Raw genomic sequence first — 17,010 nt, forward strand, 5'->3', positions numbered from 1 at the left:
TATCCCGGATTCAAAGGTCGCAAATTATAACACAGCCGCGCAGATTGAGGTAAACCAATACGCTTTATTCACATCCAATGCCTGATATACTCGATTGTCTTGCCAATTACGGAGTAGAAGTGCCAATGAATGCCGAAAAATCGCCGGTAAACCATAACGTAGACCACGAAGAGATCGCTAAATTTGAAGCCGTCGCCTCCCGCTGGTGGGATCTTGAAGGTGAGTTCAAACCACTGCACCGCATTAACCCGCTGCGTCTGGGCTATATTGCCGAGCGTGCTGGCGGATTGTTTGGCAAAAAGGTGCTCGATGTTGGTTGCGGCGGCGGCATTCTGGCCGAGAGTATGGCGCGAGAAGGTGCGACGGTGACTGGTCTGGATATGGGCTTTGAGCCATTGCAGGTGGCAAAGCTGCACGCGCTGGAAAGCGGCATTCAGGTAGAGTACGTACAGGAAACCGTTGAAGAACACGCGGCAAAACATGCCGGGCAGTATGATGTGGTGACCTGCATGGAGATGCTGGAGCACGTCCCCGATCCGCAGTCAGTGGTCAGAGCCTGCGCACAACTGGTAAAACCGGGTGGCGATGTCTTTTTCTCCACGCTTAATCGTAATGGCAAGTCGTGGCTAATGGCGGTGGTCGGCGCGGAATATATTTTGCGCATGGTGCCTAAAGGCACGCACGACGTGAAGAAGTTTATTAAACCGGCAGAATTGCTGGGCTGGGTGGATCAAACCAGTCTAAAAGAGCGCCATATGATCGGGCTGCATTATAACCCGATCACTAATACTTTTAAGCTCGGCCCCGGCGTTGATGTGAACTATATGCTGCACACGCAGAATAAGTAAGGTTGTTGTTTGGATTCATCCGGCAACCGCGCCAATGCCTGATGCGACGCTTGCCGCGTCTTATCAGGCCTACAAATACCCCCCATCGGCCGGATAAGGCGTTTACGCCGCATCCGGCAACGATGCCGGGCGGACAGCGATTACCATTTCACCGTCATCGACAAAAACCCGGCCGTCTGGGCAAAATCATCGCTTCCTTTCTGCCACGCCACGCTGCCACGCAGCGAAACTCGCTGACTGATATTGCCCGTTACTCCCACTTTTATTTCACCACGCTGCTTCGCCGCATCGTCGCTGATTTGGCTACCATCTTCTTCAATTTCCGTCGAATGGGGATCGTGATAATAATTCAAATCCAACGTTGGCGTGATATGAAGCGCAGTATGCCATTCGCTGTGTAATCCCAGCCGCGTCTGAATATCATCGCCCTGCGATTGTGACACCCGCGCATGGTTAGCGGCGGTAAAATCCTCCTGCTGCACGCCCTGATAAATCACCTGCGCCTGCGGTTCAATCACCACACCACGCCCCGGTAACCACTGATAGCCGGCTTCCAGCGAAGCAACGATCCCCGACGAATGGTAATGATCCGCACCATCACCTTGTTCAGAAACATCATTGCTAAACCAGGCATATTGCAGCCAGCTATCCAGCCATGCCCCTTGTTTTTGGCTACCGTGCTGAAACCAGCTTGAGGTCAGCCCAACAGCATAACCGTGGTTCTGGTTATCGGCGCGAGTTCCGGTCATGTTTGAGCGACTGTCCCCCTGATTATCACTGTAGCCACCTACGGCCCCTAGCATCCACTGGCCATCATCGCCCCAGTCTCCGCTTAACAGGTTGCTGCTAAGCTGTACCGTAGAAATGTCTTCATGCTGGGCCAACTGCCCTGCTGCTGTGTAATGATAATCTCCGCCGATAACGCGTAAATTCAGCGTCTGACCATCGCCACCAGCGTGATCGTGTCGCTCCATCATAAACGCCTGATTTGCCGCCCGAAGGTTATTAAAATATCCACCAACTTTGGCATTCAGCACAGGCTGATAAGCGGGTGTTGGGTCGGGCTCCGGCGTGGGATCGGGAGTCGGATCCGGATCGGGCGGTGGCGTCGGAGTGACTTTTTGCGAGCGCAGATACCAGTCATTATCATCTTCCACCAACGTATAGTCGTAAGCTCCCATATTGACGTAGCCGCTGCCCGCCAGACTAAACTGCGCATTGTTTTGAAATTGCGTGGGATCGGCTGCGAAATCAATCACTTTAATGCCTGTAGATGTCGGCTCACCAATCCCGGTAATGGGGTTAACCACCACGGTCGTGTTGCCAGCAGTATTACCGTTCAACACCAGTTGGTCGCTTGCTGAGTCATCACCGTTTAATTCGCTATCGAGCAGTAGCGTACCGCCGCCGGTATAATCACCGTTTACCGTCAGCGTATCGCCAGCGACGCCATTTTGCAGGCTAACCGCACCGGACGTATTGGTCAGATCACCATTAACCGTCACGTCTGAAAGATAAGTCAGACTGTCGGTTTCCAGGTTGGTATTAAGCTCACCTGTCAACATCACACCATCGGTGGCATTCACCAACGTACCGTCGCCGTTAAACAGCGAGGCATCCAGTGCGGCGGAAGTATCCTGCCCGGTCAGGCGCAAAACCGTACCATCGCTGATGTCGATAGTGCCGCTGGAAGTAGCATCAATAGACTGAATATCCTGATCCGCACCAGTCTCGAACGTCGCCCCATCACCGACCCACAGCGATGATGCATAAGGAAAGATATCCACAGCATCGCCTTTCAACGTGCCTTCTTCCACTCGCACCGCCGACTGCGCCGTGCCACTGGCAGTCAGTTCCAACGTTCCTGCACCGGTTTTCGTCAGTGTGGTTCCCGCGTCCTGCTGCTGCCCGCTGCTGTCAGCCATCAGTGCGCCCCACTGCGTGTCTACACCCGCATCCACCATCACTTCACCATCGGCGCGCATTTCGATATCACGTCCGTGGCCTGCCGCATCTGAACGCGTGTCAACGTCGGAGGTAATCTCCATCGTGCTATCTTGTTGATTATCAGTAAAGATAACCTGGCGGTTATAGTGGGTATCACCAAGCTGAGAGTTGTCGCTCACCACCAGCGTACCGGAAGCGATTTGTGTTGTGCCGAGGTATTGATTGTCATTTGCCAGGCTGACCTGCCCGTCACCTGCATCCACCACCACATAAACACCATTATTCCCGTCATCGCCAATATGCAGCTCGTCGCCGCCGTAAAGATCGACAACATCCTGCTGACCAATCACCGTACCGCCGCTGCCACTGATTTCCAGACCATCGTTCTCTGACGTACCGCTCTGCCAGGTAGTGAAATCGGAGAGATCCAATACGCCGCCGTTTAACACGATGGACTGCGGATCGTCCTGCATATCCGCAAGGTCCGTGGCGTTACCCGAAAGCGAGAGGATTGCGCCATCTTCCACCACAATATCGCCGGTCAGCGCCATCGACTGCGCCCCCGCCAGCACATAGCTACCGTTTTCAGCAATAGTGAGTTGCCCGGCACCTTCAATGGTTCCGCTAAACCCACCTGCATTAACGGTAACATTACCGCCAGCATCAATATTTAACGTGCCATTCTGAAACCCCGTCAGGGAGTGAACAAAAGTCTGCTGTGTAGCGCCAACGTTCAATTCCGCCTGGTCATCCCGATGGCTGATACTGCCGACCATCAGGCCATAGCAATTTTGCGAATTACTCTGGCAACGGTCATCGCCGACATTCATCAGCGAATTGCTACGCCCCAGCGTCACTTCACCGTTTTCGATCCGCATCTCGCCGGTAAAATTATTATTATCCGCATTGAGCACCAGTTCGCCCGCGCCGGTTTTACTGATACTCCCGGTTCCGGCAATGGAATCGATCGCACCATCGTTACTTACGTTACCGATAACCAGGGTTTTATTGGCAGCGATATCAAACCTTACCTGGCTTGAATCGACGAACATAAAGCCGCCCGCCGCTGGAGAAGGAGCATTGCTATAACCTGCTGCGCTGTTGTTCTCATCCACTAACACGCCGCCGTTCTGGCTGTAGCTGTCATCAACAGAAATATCAATAAGATAGGGAGCCGTCGCGCTATTGGTATAAATCGCCCCGCCATAACCTTCGGCAGTATTATTTGTAAAGGCAGTGTTATTTATTATCGTATAACCTGAAGGGTGTGTAATATCGCTATTATTATCGGTGACATCGATTGCACCACCATCACCATCACTGTAACTTGTTGATGTGTATGCCTGGTTATTATCAAAAATATCATCACTTAAATAGACGTCATTATTGATAGTATAAATTGCACCACCTTTGCCGTCATTGGCAATGTTTTTGCTGAACACAGTATTAGCAACACTTATATCTACTGCACCAGGGTCATTGGTCCCAGAAGAGTAGATAGCGCCACCATATCCTCCGGCCACGTTACCCACAAAAATAACATTATCAAGATTCAGCGTTGAGTTTTCTTTGGCAAATATTGCCCCACCATTATTATATTCGCCATTTACGGTATTATTCGCAAACAAGGTCATACCGCTTTCATTTTCTGGCGATAGTAAAAGTCCTGCCCCCTGTTGCAAAAATACTGCCCCTCCGCTGGCGTTATTTGTCATATCCGAAAAAACCAGCCATTGTCCATCAGCGACGATCCAGTCTTGTGTAATGCCTGAAAGGCTTTGTCTGCTGGCCTGGCAACTGCTGGCTACGTAGCTTCCCTGACATGATTCAAAAGCCTGCGACGAGGCATTTGCGGCTGTTAATGACCCCGCCATTATGGCAGGGATCCCCCATATCATCCCTTTAGCAGAAAAAAGAATCCATTTTTTACTTTGCATGACCTGGTTACCACTTAAATAACATCGGTCTATTAAAAAACAGGTTCTGCCTTTAAATAAAAATTAATTGTAAATCGAAAATAAATTAACCTTATGATATGGCAGTTAATGATAATAAATAGATCTGAAAATTTTCTTAAACTCACATTAATTCTTTAATTAACAATACTTAAATGACATTAATTTTATTAAATAATTTATCAACCATAAGAAAAATCAACATTGAGAGTAATTATTTAACATTAACTGAATAAAAAACCACCGTTACCAACCTTACAGCAGGTTACAAATGCTCATATTGTGAACAATGAAAATAAATGATTGCTCCAGATGCTGTTGTGGCAAAATCAATTTTTGTTGAATTGAATTAAGCGCAACAAATAACCTGGATCAATAATTATCTTAAATTGAACGTTCAAGAAATCACCGAACGGTTATTTTTAACAAATTTTTCTCTTCCCATTGACTTTCCCGAACACCTTGTCTGACCTAAGGTACGCGGAAGTCACTTTTTCCTTCCTGAGTTATCCACAAAGTTATGCACTTGCAAGAGGGCCATTTTCACACTATCTTGCAGTGAATCCCAAATAGACCCCCTATATATAGTGTTCGTTGCAGCTTTCCTTACTACAGGTAGTTGCGCGAAACTATTGCGGAAAAAACAGGTACGACATACATGAATCAGAATCTGCTGGTGACAAAGCGCGACGGTAGCACAGAGCGCATCAATCTCGACAAAATCCATCGCGTTCTGGACTGGGCGGCAGAAGGACTGCATAACGTTTCGATTTCACAGGTCGAGCTGCGCTCCCATATTCAGTTTTATGACGGTATCAAGACCTCCGACATCCACGAAACCATTATCAAGGCTGCCGCTGACCTGATCTCCCGTGATGCGCCGGATTATCAGTATCTCGCCGCGCGCCTGGCGATCTTCCACCTGCGTAAAAAAGCCTACGGCCAGTTTGAGCCGCCTGCGCTGTACGACCACGTAGTGAAAATGGTCGAAATGGGCAAATACGATAATCATCTGCTGGAAGACTACACGGAAGAAGAGTTCAAGCAGATGGACACGTTTATCGTTCACGATCGCGATATGACCTTCTCTTATGCTGCCGTTAAGCAGCTGGAAGGCAAATATCTGGTACAGAACCGCGTGACCGGCGAAATCTACGAGAGCGCCCAGTTCCTCTATATTCTGGTTGCCGCGTGCCTGTTCTCGAACTACCCGCGCGAAACGCGTCTGCAATACGTGAAGCGTTTTTACGACGCGGTTTCCACATTTAAAATTTCGCTGCCGACGCCAATCATGTCAGGCGTGCGTACTCCGACTCGCCAGTTCAGCTCCTGCGTGCTGATCGAGTGCGGCGACAGCCTGGATTCCATTAACGCGACCTCCAGCGCGATTGTGAAATACGTTTCCCAGCGTGCGGGGATCGGCATCAACGCCGGGCGTATTCGTGCACTGGGTAGCCCGATTCGTGGCGGTGAAGCGTTCCATACCGGATGCATTCCGTTCTACAAACATTTCCAGACGGCGGTGAAATCCTGCTCCCAGGGCGGCGTGCGCGGCGGTGCGGCAACGCTGTTCTACCCAATCTGGCATCTGGAAGTGGAAAGCCTGCTGGTGTTGAAAAACAACCGTGGGGTTGAAGGCAACCGCGTGCGTCATATGGACTACGGGGTACAAATCAACAAACTGATGTATACCCGTCTGCTGAAAGGTGAAGATATCACCCTGTTCAGCCCGTCCGACGTACCGGGGCTGTACGACGCATTCTTCGCCGATCAGGAAGAGTTTGAGCGCCTGTACACCAAATATGAGAAAGACGACAGCATCCGCAAACAGCGCGTGAAAGCGGTTGAGCTGTTCTCACTGATGATGCAGGAACGTGCGTCTACTGGTCGTATCTATATTCAGAACGTTGACCACTGCAATACCCATAGCCCGTTTGATCCGGCCATCGCGCCAGTGCGCCAGTCTAACCTGTGCCTGGAAATCGCTCTGCCGACCAAACCGCTGAATGACGTTAACGACGAAAACGGTGAAATCGCGCTGTGTACGCTTTCTGCTTTCAACCTGGGGGCAATTAACAGCCTGGATGAACTGGAAGAGTTGGCCGTTCTGGCGGTACGCGCACTCGACGCGCTGCTGGATTATCAGGATTACCCGATCCCGGCAGCCAAACGCGGGGCGATGGGTCGTCGTACACTGGGTATTGGTGTGATCAACTTCGCTTACTATCTGGCGAAGCACGGTAAACGTTACTCCGACGGCAGCGCCAACAACCTGACGCATAAAACCTTCGAAGCGATTCAGTATTATCTGCTGAAAGCCTCTAATGAGCTGGCGAAAGAGCAAGGCGCATGTCCGTGGTTTAACGAAACCACTTACGCGAAAGGGATCCTGCCGATCGATACCTATAAGAAAGATCTGGATGCCATCGCTAATGAGCCGCTGCATTACGACTGGGAAGCACTGCGTGAGTCAATCAAAACGCACGGTCTGCGCAACTCCACACTTTCTGCCCTGATGCCGTCCGAGACGTCTTCACAGATCTCTAACGCCACTAACGGTATTGAACCGCCGCGCGGTTACGTTAGCATCAAAGCATCGAAAGACGGTATTCTGCGCCAGGTCGTGCCGGACTATGAACATCTGCACGACGCCTACGAGTTGCTGTGGGAAATGCCGGGTAACGATGGCTACCTGCAACTGGTTGGTATCATGCAGAAATTTATCGATCAGTCGATCTCTGCGAATACTAACTACGATCCGTCACGCTTCCCGTCAGGAAAAGTGCCGATGCAGCAGTTGCTGAAAGACCTGCTCACCGCCTACAAATTCGGGGTCAAAACGCTGTATTATCAGAACACCCGTGACGGCGCAGAAGATGCGCAGGACGATCTGGTGCCGTCAATCCAGGACGATGGCTGCGAAAGCGGCGCATGTAAGATCTGATATTGAGATGCCGGATGTGGCGTAACCCTTATCCGGCCTACGGTTCGAATTTGTAGGCTTGATAAGACGCGCCAGCGTCGCATCAGGCACAGGATGCGGCGTAAAATGCCTTATCCGGCATTAAAACCACAGGACACATTCATGGCATATACCACCTTTTCACAGACGAAAAATGATCAGCTCAAAGAGCCGATGTTCTTTGGTCAGCCGGTCAACGTGGCCCGCTACGATCAGCAAAAATATGAAATCTTCGAAAAGCTGATCGAAAAGCAGCTCTCTTTCTTCTGGCGTCCGGAAGAAGTTGACGTCTCCCGCGACCGTATCGATTATCAGGCGCTGCCTGAACACGAAAAGCACATTTTTATTAGCAACCTGAAGTACCAGACGTTGCTCGATTCAATTCAGGGTCGTAGTCCGAACGTAGCACTGCTGCCGCTGATCTCGATCCCGGAACTGGAGACCTGGGTCGAAACCTGGGCATTTTCAGAAACAATTCACTCTCGTTCTTATACCCATATCATTCGTAATATCGTTAACGATCCGTCTGTTGTATTCGACGATATCGTCACCAACGAGCAGATCCAGAAACGCGCAGAAGGCATTTCCCGCTATTACGATGAACTGATCGAGATGACCAGCTACTGGCATTTGCTGGGCGAAGGCACCCACACCGTCAACGGCAAAACCGTGACCGTTAGCCTGCGCGAGCTGAAGAAAAAACTTTATCTCTGCCTGATGAGCGTTAACGCGCTGGAAGCGATTCGTTTCTACGTCAGCTTTGCTTGTTCCTTTGCCTTTGCAGAACGCGAACTGATGGAAGGTAACGCCAAGATTATTCGCCTGATTGCCCGTGACGAAGCCCTGCACCTGACTGGCACCCAGCATATGCTGAATCTACTGCGCAGCGGCGCGGATGATCCGGAAATGGCGGAAATAGCCGAAGAGTGTAAGCAAGAGTGCTATGAGCTGTTTGTCCAGGCGGCACAGCAGGAGAAAGACTGGGCGGATTATCTGTTCCGTGACGGTTCGATGATTGGTCTGAACAAGGACATTCTCTGCCAGTACGTCGAGTACATCACCAATATCCGTATGCAGGCAGTCGGTTTGGATCTGCCGTTCCAGACGCGTTCCAACCCGATCCCGTGGATCAACACCTGGCTGGTGTCGGATAACGTGCAGGTTGCCCCACAGGAAGTTGAGGTGAGCTCTTATCTGGTCGGTCAAATTGACTCGGAAGTGGACACCGACGATTTGAGTAACTTCCAGCTCTGATGACCCGCGTTACCTTGCGCATCACTGGCACACAACTGCTGTGCCAGGATGAACACCCTTCCCTTCTGGCGGCGCTGGAATCTCATAATGTGGCGGTTGAGTACCAGTGTCGCGAAGGCTACTGTGGCTCCTGTCGCACACGCCTGGTTGCAGGTCAGGTTGACTGGATTGCCGAACCGTTAGCCTTTATTCAGCCAGGGGAGATTTTGCCCTGTTGTTGCCGGGCAAAAGGCGATATTGAAATCGAGTTGTGATCTGGCACTAGTGCCAGATGCGACGCTGATACGTCTTATCTGGCCTACAACGATTACATGGCGTAGTAATACGCTTTCACCTGTTCCCAGTCGGCTTTGGGAATCGGCTCCAGATATTTTTCCAGTTGGCGGAAGTCATGATTGATCGCTTTATGGCGCCGTACACGACGGCGGCTTTTCTCCAGGTCAAGAAAACCAGCTTCTGCTTTACCTTCCGTTTTCACATAGATATGTCGAACATAACAGCAACCATGCTGCCGATTAACGCTATGCATTTTCTTAAACGCCAGCGCTACCGCTTTTAGCATCCCTTCGCGAACATCATCAGCAAAAGGCGTAATTGCATGTTGCGCATACCAGTCAGCAATGCTGACAAACCCCGCCATATCTTCTGTCACCAGCAACGCACGCCATTCGCCATCAATTTTCACCGCTTCTCCAAAAACGATTTTCGGCACAATCACGCCAGCGCGTTCCAGATCTTTTATCACCGCAACCTCGCGCACAATCGTCGGGCGACCAAACGGATAGCGGAGGGAATGAAACAGGTGCTGAGTCATGCGCTTCACGTAAATTTTTTGCCCGTCTCGTTCAACGCATTGCACCCCACTCATGCCATTGCGGCGGAAATTCGGCTCTTCAACCCAGTCTCCTTCCGTTGCCCACCAGTGATTAAATTCATCGAGTTTTGCTGAAACAACCATACCCTGTCGCCTGTTGTTATTGTTAACGACAACGACTATAGGTGTTCACCTTAAGAAAAACTTAATAAAAAGTGTTTATTAATGGGTTTCTTTTGCCGGAAACAAGTCATCCCGCGCTAAATAACAGCAAGTAAGGATAACCAACAGATTTTATTGAAGAATTAACTATGCCCACTATGTGTAGGGGTGTGGATGAAGAGTGGTATCGGATGGCACATAAGTGCCATCCGACACTGAATTTACTCTTTGTTGAGGAATTTTACCGCCTTGTCAGGGAAGTCGGTAAATAACCCATTAACACCGGCTTTATTGTACAGAATGTCATACAACTGATTCACATCGGTGGCATATTCCGGTAGCTTGTCGGCCCGCACGGTATAAGGATGCACCACCAGCTTATTCTGCTGTGCATCTTTTACCATTCCGGTAAGCTTGATATTACCCGGCTGCGATGTCTCATCAATCACCATATGGTAATCCGGGCCAATACCATCAGCATATTCCGCTACCTGTTTCATGGCACCCGGCTTGAACATCCAGTCATAGCTGTAATTAACCCAGCTTCCGTCCGGTTGTTTCTGCTGAGTTTCGTTCCAGTCGGTGTATGCAATCAGCTGTACCAGGTTGAGGTCCATACCCATTTTGGGTTCCAGCTCATTCTTAATACGCTTCAGTTCATCAGCATCAAAGCATTGCAGATAAACCTTATCATCCTTACCGGTGTAGCCATATTTCTTCAGCACTTCCAGGGTTTTTGCCGCAATATCCTTCCCTTCCTGATGATGGAACCACGGCGCTTTAATCTCTGGATAGATACCAATATTTTTCCCGGTCGAATGGTTTAGCCCCTGAACAAATTCAATTTCCTCTTCGAAAGTGTGCACCCGGAAGTCAGATTTACCCATCGGGAAACGCCCGGGAAAAGTCTGCACTTTTTTACCGTTTTCAATATCGAAGCCTTCAGTGAATTTTAAAGACTTAATTTCATCCAGCGTGAAATCTATCGCGTAGTAACGGCCATCTTTACGCGCCCTGTCCGGGAAACGATCGGCAACATCGGTTACCCGGTCAAGATAGTGGTCATGCAGAACGACCAGATGGTCGTCCTTCGTCATCACCAAATCCTGTTCAAGATAATCGGCCCCCTGCGCATACGCCATCGCCTTTGCAGGCAGCGTATGCTCCGGCAAATAACCACTGGCGCCACGATGGGCAATCACTATTTTCTCACTGTTATCCGCCGCCATTGCACTGCTTCCCATGATCATTCCACTCATCATGATAGCCATGCTAAGGTTTTTCAGCGTCAATTTCATGCCATTAGCCTCCGTTGCGTTTTTGCTGTAATTCCTGATGGCGACGTTTTTCGCCAATCATTACGACAATTAACAAGATAACCGCCAGGATGCTGCCGCCAATCATCACCATGAAGCCGCCATCCCAGCCAAAGTAGTCAACGGTGTAGCCGACAATCGCGCTTGCCGCTACGGAACCGCCAAGGTAACCAAACAGTCCGGTAAAGCCCGCCGCCGTACCTGCCGCTTTCTTCGGCGCCAGTTCCAGCGCGTGCAGACCAATCAGCATGACTGGGCCGTAGATCAGGAAGCCGATAACAATCATACAAATCATATCGACGGTTGGGTTGCCTGCCGGGTTCATCCAGTAAACGATGGTGGCGATGGTCACCAGTGTCATAAAGAAGACGCCGGTTGCCCCACGGTTACCGCGGAAGACTTTGTCCGACATCCAGCCGCACAGCAGAGTGCCTGGAATGCCCGCATACTCATAGAAGAAGTAGGCCCAGGAGGATTTATCCAGCGCGAAGTGTTTCACCTCTTTCAGGTAAGTCGGTGACCAGTCGAGGATACCGTAGCGCAGCAGATAGACGAACACGTTGGCGATGGCGATGTACCACAGCAGTTTGTTCGGCAGCACGTACTGCATGAAGATCTGTTTCGCGGTCAGTTCCTGTTCCGCTTTTTCGTTATAGTCGTCCGGGTAATCATTTTTGTACTCTTCGATCGGCGGCAGGCCACATGATTGCGGGGTATCGCGCATCATCGCAAAGGCGAACAGAGCCACCAGAATGGCACAGAAAGCCGGCATATAAAGCGCCGCGTGCCAGTCATTGAACCAGGCCATCCCCAGCAGGAACAACAGCGGCGGAATACCACCACCGACGTTATGCGCACAGTTCCACACCGACACAATGCCGCCACGTTCTTTCTGCGACCACCAGTGCACCATAGTACGACCGCACGGCGGCCATCCCATCCCCTGGAACCAACCGCAGAGGAACAGCAGCACAAACATCACCGCAATGCTCGATGTCGCCCACGGAACAAAGCCCATAAAAAGCATAACTGCCGCAGCAAGAATCAGACCTGCTGGCAGGAAAACGCGCGGATTCGAGCGGTCCGACACCGACCCCATGATGAATTTCGAAAATCCGTAGGCAATTGAGATCCCTGAAAGGGCAAAACCTAAATCACCACGTGAGAATCCCTGCTCCACCAGGTAGGGCATCGCGAGAGCAAAGTTCTTACGAACCAAATAGTAAGCGGCATAACCAAAGAATATCCCCAGGAAAATTTGCCAGCGTAATCGACGGTAAGTCGGGTCGATCTCCGCAGCAGGTAAGCGCGCCTTGTGTGGCGCTGGTTTAAAAATACTCAACATTTATAGCCTCCGTGGCCGTGGTCTTATTTATGATTAACAGCCTGATTCAATGGAAGAACCTGCCGTTTCTTGAGTTGCCGCGATGTTAATTAATCATTCATTCCATGAATGTGAATTACCGCACACATTATTAAATAAGATTTACAAAATGTTCAAAATGACGCATGAAATCACGTTTCACTTTCGAATTATGAGCGATTATGCGCGAAATCAAACAATGCATGTTTTTTCTGTGGCTAAATGAGACAAAACGAACTTTTGAGGGATAACAATGAAAACTCGCGATTCGCAAACAAGTGACGTGATTATCATTGGCGGCGGCGCAACGGGAGCCGGGATTGCCCGCGACTGTGCCCTGCGCGGGCTGAAAGTGATTTTGGTTGAACGCCACGACATCGCAACGGGAGCCACCGGGCGTAACCACGGTCTGCTGCACAGCGGCGCACGCTATGCGGTTACCGATGCGGAATCGGCCCGCGAATGTATTAGTGAAAACCAGATTTTGAAACGCATTGCGCGTCACTGTGTCGAACCAACCAACGGCCTGTTTATCACCCTGCCGGAAGATGATCTCTCCTTCCAGGCGACTTTTATTCGTGCTTGCGAAGAGGCTGGAATCAGTGCTGAAGCCATTGATCCGCAGCAAGCACGCATTATAGAACCTTCCGTTAACCCGGCACTGATTGGCGCGGTAAAAGTTCCGGATGGCACCGTTGACCCATTCCGGCTGACCGCAGCGAACATGCTCGATGCAAAAGAACATGGTGCCGTTATCCTTACCGCTCATGAAGTCACGGGACTGATTCGTGAAGGCGCGACGGTGTGCGGTGTTCGTGTACGTAATCATCTCACCGGCGAAACTCAGGCACTTTATGCGCCTGTCGTAGTTAATGCCGCCGGGATCTGGGGGCAACACATTGCCGAATATGCCGATCTGCGCATTCGCATGTTCCCGGCGAAAGGATCGCTGCTGATCATGGACCACCGCATTAATCAGCATGTGATCAACCGCTGCCGTAAACCTTCCGACGCCGATATTCTGGTGCCTGGCGATACCATTTCGCTGATTGGCACCACCTCTTTACGCATTAATTACGATGAGATAGACGACAACCGAGTGACGGCAGAAGAAGTGGATATTCTGCTGCGTGAAGGGGAAAAACTGGCCCCCGTGATGGCGAAAACGCGCATTTTGCGGGCCTACTCTGGCGTGCGCCCGTTGGTTGCCAGCGATGACGACCCGAGCGGCCGTAACGTCAGCCGTGGCATCGTGCTGCTCGACCATGCTGAACGCGATGGTCTGGACGGATTTATCACCATCACCGGTGGCAAACTGATGACCTATCGGCTGATGGCGGAATGGGCTACCGACGCAGTATGCCGCAAGCTGGGCAACACGCGCCCCTGTACGACCGCCGATCTGGCACTTCCTGGTTCACAGGAGCCCGCTGAAGTCACCTTGCGTAAAGTCATCTCTCTGCCTGCCCCGCTGCGCGGTTCTGCGGTTTATCGTCATGGCGATCGCACACCCGCCTGGTTAAGTGAAGGCCGTTTGCACCGCAGCCTTGTTTGTGAGTGTGAAGCCGTTACTGCTGGCGAAGTGCAGTACGCAGTAGAAAATTTAAACGTCAACAGCCTGCTGGATTTACGTCGCCGCACCCGTGTGGGGATGGGCACCTGCCAGGGCGAGCTCTGCGCCTGCCGCGCTGCCGGACTGCTGCAACGTTTTAACGTCACCACCTCCGCGCAATCTATCGAGCAACTTTCCACCTTCCTTAACGAACGCTGGAAAGGCGTGCAACCCATAGCCTGGGGAGACGCACTGCGCGAAAGCGAATTTACCCGCTGGGTTTATCAGGGACTGTGTGGTCTGGAGAAGGAGCAGAAAGATGCGCTTTGATACTGTCATTATGGGCGGCGGCCTCGCCGGATTACTCTGTGGCCTGCAACTGCAAAAACACGGTCTGCGCTGTGCCATTGTCACCCGTGGTCAAAGCGCGCTCCATTTCTCATCCGGATCGCTGGATTTGCTGAGCCATCTGCCAGATGGTCAACCGGTGACAGACATTCACAGTGGACTGGAATCTTTGCGTCAGCAGGCACCAACCCATCCTTACACTCTTCTCGGGCCACAACGCGTACTCGATCTCGCTTGCCAGGCGCAGGCATTAATCGCTGAAAGCGGTGCGCAATTGCAGGGCAGCGTAGAACTGGCTCACCAGCGAATTACGCCGCTCGGCACTCTGCGCTCAACCTGGCTAAGTTCGCCAGAAATCCCCGTCTGGCCACTATCCGCGAAGAAGATATGTGTAGTAGGAATTAGCGGTCTGATGGATTTTCAGGCGCATCTTGCGGCGGCTTCGTTGCGCGAACTGGATCTTTCGGTTGAAACTGCTGAAATTGAACTGCCGGAACTGGATGTGCTACGCAACAACGCCACCGAGTTTCGCGCGGTGAATATCGCCCGTTTCCTTGATAACGAAGAAAACTGGCCGCTGTTAATTGATGCGCTAATCCCTGTCGCCAATACATGTGAAATGATCCTGATGCCCGCCTGCTTCGGCCTGGCCGATGACAAACTGTGGCGTTGGTTGAATGAAAAACTACCTTGTTCACTTATGCTTTTGCCAACGCTGCCGCCTTCCGTGCTGGGTATTCGTCTGCAAAACCAGTTACAGCGCCAGTTTGTACGCCAGGGCGGCGTGTGGATGCCGGGCGATGAAGTGAAAAAAGTGACCTGCAAAAACGGCGTGGTGAGCGAAATCTGGACCCGCAATCACGCCGATATCCCACTGCGTCCACACTTTGCGGTGCTTGCGAGTGGCAGTTTCTTTAGCGGCGGGCTGGTGGCAGAACGCGACGGCATTCGTGAGCCGATTCTCGGCCTTGATGTACTGCAAACCGCCACGCGGGGTGAGTGGTATAGAAGTGACTTTTTTGCTGCGCAACCGTGGCAACAGTTCGGCGTAACTACTGACGAGGCGCTACGCCCGTCACAGGCAGGGAAAACCATTGAGAACTTGTTTGCCATCGGTTCGGTGCTGGGCGGATTTGATCCCATCGCCCAGGGATGCGGCGGCGGCGTTTGTGCCGTCAGTGCTTTACATGCCGCTCAACAGATTGCCCAACGCGCAGGAGGCCAACAATGAACGACACCAGCTTCGAAAACTGCATTAAGTGTACCGTCTGCACCACCGCCTGCCCGGTGAGCCGGGTGAATCCGAGCTATCCAGGGCCAAAACAAGCCGGGCCGGATGGCGAGCGTCTGCGTCTGAAAGATGGCGCACTGTATGACGAGGCGCTGAAATATTGCATCAACTGCAAACGTTGTGAAGTCGCCTGCCCGTCCGATGTGAAGATTGGCGATATTATCCAGCGCGCGCGGGCGAAATATGACACCACGCGCCCGTCGCTGCGTAACTTCGTTTTAAGCCATACCGACCTGATGGGCAGCGTTTCCACGCCGTTCGCACCAATCGTCAATACCGCTACCTCACTGAAACCAGTACGGCAACTGCTTGATGCGGCGTTAAAAATCGATCATCGCCGCACGCTACCGAAATACTCCTTCGGTACATTTCGTCGCTGGTATCGCAGCGTGGCAGCCCAGCAAGCGCAATATAAAGACCAGGTCGCTTTCTTTCACGGCTGCTTCGTTAACTACAACCATCCGCAGTTAGGTAAAGATTTAATTAAAGTGCTCAACGCAATGGGTACCGGTGTACAACTGCTCAGCAAAGAAAAATGCTGCGGCGTACCGCTGATCGCCAACGGTTTTACCGATAAAGCACGCAAACAGGCAATTACGAATGTAGAGTCGATCCGCGAAGCTGTGGGAGTAAAAGGCATTCCGGTGATTGCCACTTCATCTACCTGTACATTTGCCCTGCGCGACGAATACCCGGAAGTGCTGAATGTCGACAACAAAGGCTTACGCGATCATATCGAACTGGCGACCCGCTGGCTGTGGCGCCAGCTGGACGAAGGCAAAACGTTACCGCTGAAACCGCTGCCGCTGAAAGTGGTTTATCACACTCCGTGCCATATGGAAAAAATGGGCTGGACGCTCTACACCCTGGAACTGTTGCGTAAGATCCCAGGGCTTGAGCTGACAGTGCTGGATTCCCAGTGCTGCGGTATTGCGGGTACTTACGGTTTCAAAAAAGAGAACTACCCCACCTCACAAGCCATCGGCGCACCACTGTTCCGCCAGATAGAAGAGAGCGGCGCGGATCTGGTCGTTACCGACTGCGAAACCTGCAAATGGCAGATTGAGATGTCCACAAGCCTTCGCTGCGAACATCCGATTACGCTGCTGGCCCAGGCGCTGGCTTAAACTCCTTTCTGATGCCCGGTAAGCATGTTGTTACCGGGCATTTTTGCGTGCACGGTTCCGTACCCAATGTA

General features: G+C 51.5%; 11 protein-coding genes. 7 read left to right on the plus strand and 4 right to left on the minus strand.

The window, feature by feature from the left end:
• Positions 1-125: 125 nt before the first annotated feature.
• Complete coding sequence (gene ubiG, locus FFT88_RS12165) at positions 126-848, plus strand: bifunctional 2-polyprenyl-6-hydroxyphenol methylase/3-demethylubiquinol 3-O-methyltransferase UbiG (protein WP_130207157.1); 723 nt, start codon at positions 126-128, stop codon at positions 846-848.
• Between the two features lie 140 nt (positions 849-988).
• On the opposite strand, the gene yfaL is transcribed toward ubiG, so the two are convergent.
• Positions 989-4,732, minus strand: a complete 3,744-nt coding sequence (yfaL, locus tag FFT88_RS12170; protein ID WP_135404786.1) for an AIDA-I family autotransporter adhesin YfaL/EhaC — start codon at positions 4,730-4,732, stop codon at positions 989-991.
• Between the two features lie 676 nt (positions 4,733-5,408).
• On the opposite strand from yfaL, the gene nrdA reads away from it, so the two are divergent.
• From nrdA to yfaE, 3 genes are all read left to right on the plus strand, one after another.
• Positions 5,409-7,694 carry a class 1a ribonucleoside-diphosphate reductase subunit alpha gene (gene nrdA, locus FFT88_RS12175; protein ID WP_130236895.1) on the plus strand — a complete coding sequence of 762 codons (2,286 nt, stop codon included), beginning with the start codon at positions 5,409-5,411 and terminating at the stop codon, positions 7,692-7,694.
• 141 nt (positions 7,695-7,835) lie between these two features.
• Positions 7,836-8,966 carry a class Ia ribonucleoside-diphosphate reductase subunit beta gene (gene nrdB / locus FFT88_RS12180; RefSeq protein WP_130207160.1) on the plus strand — a complete coding sequence of 377 codons (1,131 nt, stop codon included), beginning with the start codon at positions 7,836-7,838 and terminating at the stop codon, positions 8,964-8,966.
• Positions 8,966-9,220: a ferredoxin-like diferric-tyrosyl radical cofactor maintenance protein YfaE gene (gene yfaE, locus FFT88_RS12185; RefSeq protein ID WP_130207161.1), complete on the plus strand. Its 255-nt coding sequence runs from the start codon at positions 8,966-8,968 to the stop codon at positions 9,218-9,220. Before nrdB ends, yfaE begins: the two co-directional genes overlap by 1 nt.
• 53 nt (positions 9,221-9,273) lie before the next feature.
• On the opposite strand, the gene inaA is transcribed toward yfaE, so the two are convergent.
• The 3 genes from inaA to glpT form a co-directional block, all read right to left on the minus strand.
• Positions 9,274-9,924 (minus strand): lipopolysaccharide kinase InaA, encoded by a 651-nt coding sequence (gene inaA, locus FFT88_RS12190; RefSeq protein WP_135404783.1) that lies wholly within the window; start codon positions 9,922-9,924, stop codon positions 9,274-9,276.
• A 239-nt stretch (positions 9,925-10,163) separates the two neighbouring features.
• Entirely contained in the window at positions 10,164-11,240 is a 1,077-nt protein-coding gene (glpQ, locus tag FFT88_RS12195) for a glycerophosphodiester phosphodiesterase (protein ID WP_130217028.1), read from the minus strand.
• A 4-nt stretch (positions 11,241-11,244) separates the two neighbouring features.
• Positions 11,245-12,603, minus strand: coding sequence for a glycerol-3-phosphate transporter (gene glpT / locus FFT88_RS12200; RefSeq protein ID WP_064526704.1), 1,359 nt, complete (start codon positions 12,601-12,603; stop codon positions 11,245-11,247).
• A 271-nt stretch (positions 12,604-12,874) separates the two neighbouring features.
• On the opposite strand from glpT, the gene glpA reads away from it, so the two are divergent.
• The 3 genes from glpA to glpC are packed head-to-tail and all read left to right on the plus strand — an operon-like array spanning position 12,875 to position 16,939.
• Positions 12,875-14,503 (plus strand): anaerobic glycerol-3-phosphate dehydrogenase subunit A, encoded by a 1,629-nt coding sequence (glpA, locus tag FFT88_RS12205; protein ID WP_135404782.1) that lies wholly within the window; start codon positions 12,875-12,877, stop codon positions 14,501-14,503.
• Positions 14,493-15,752 carry a glycerol-3-phosphate dehydrogenase subunit GlpB gene (gene glpB / locus FFT88_RS12210; RefSeq protein WP_135404779.1) on the plus strand — a complete coding sequence of 420 codons (1,260 nt, stop codon included), beginning with the start codon at positions 14,493-14,495 and terminating at the stop codon, positions 15,750-15,752. Before glpA ends, glpB begins: the two co-directional genes overlap by 11 nt.
• Positions 15,749-16,939 carry an anaerobic glycerol-3-phosphate dehydrogenase subunit GlpC gene (gene glpC / locus FFT88_RS12215; protein WP_130221917.1) on the plus strand — a complete coding sequence of 397 codons (1,191 nt, stop codon included), beginning with the start codon at positions 15,749-15,751 and terminating at the stop codon, positions 16,937-16,939. Before glpB ends, glpC begins: the two co-directional genes overlap by 4 nt.
• The last annotated feature ends 71 nt before the right edge of the window (positions 16,940-17,010 follow it).

The organism is Escherichia sp. E4930 (genome assembly GCF_005845405.1).
GTDB lineage: Bacteria > Pseudomonadota > Gammaproteobacteria > Enterobacterales > Enterobacteriaceae > Escherichia.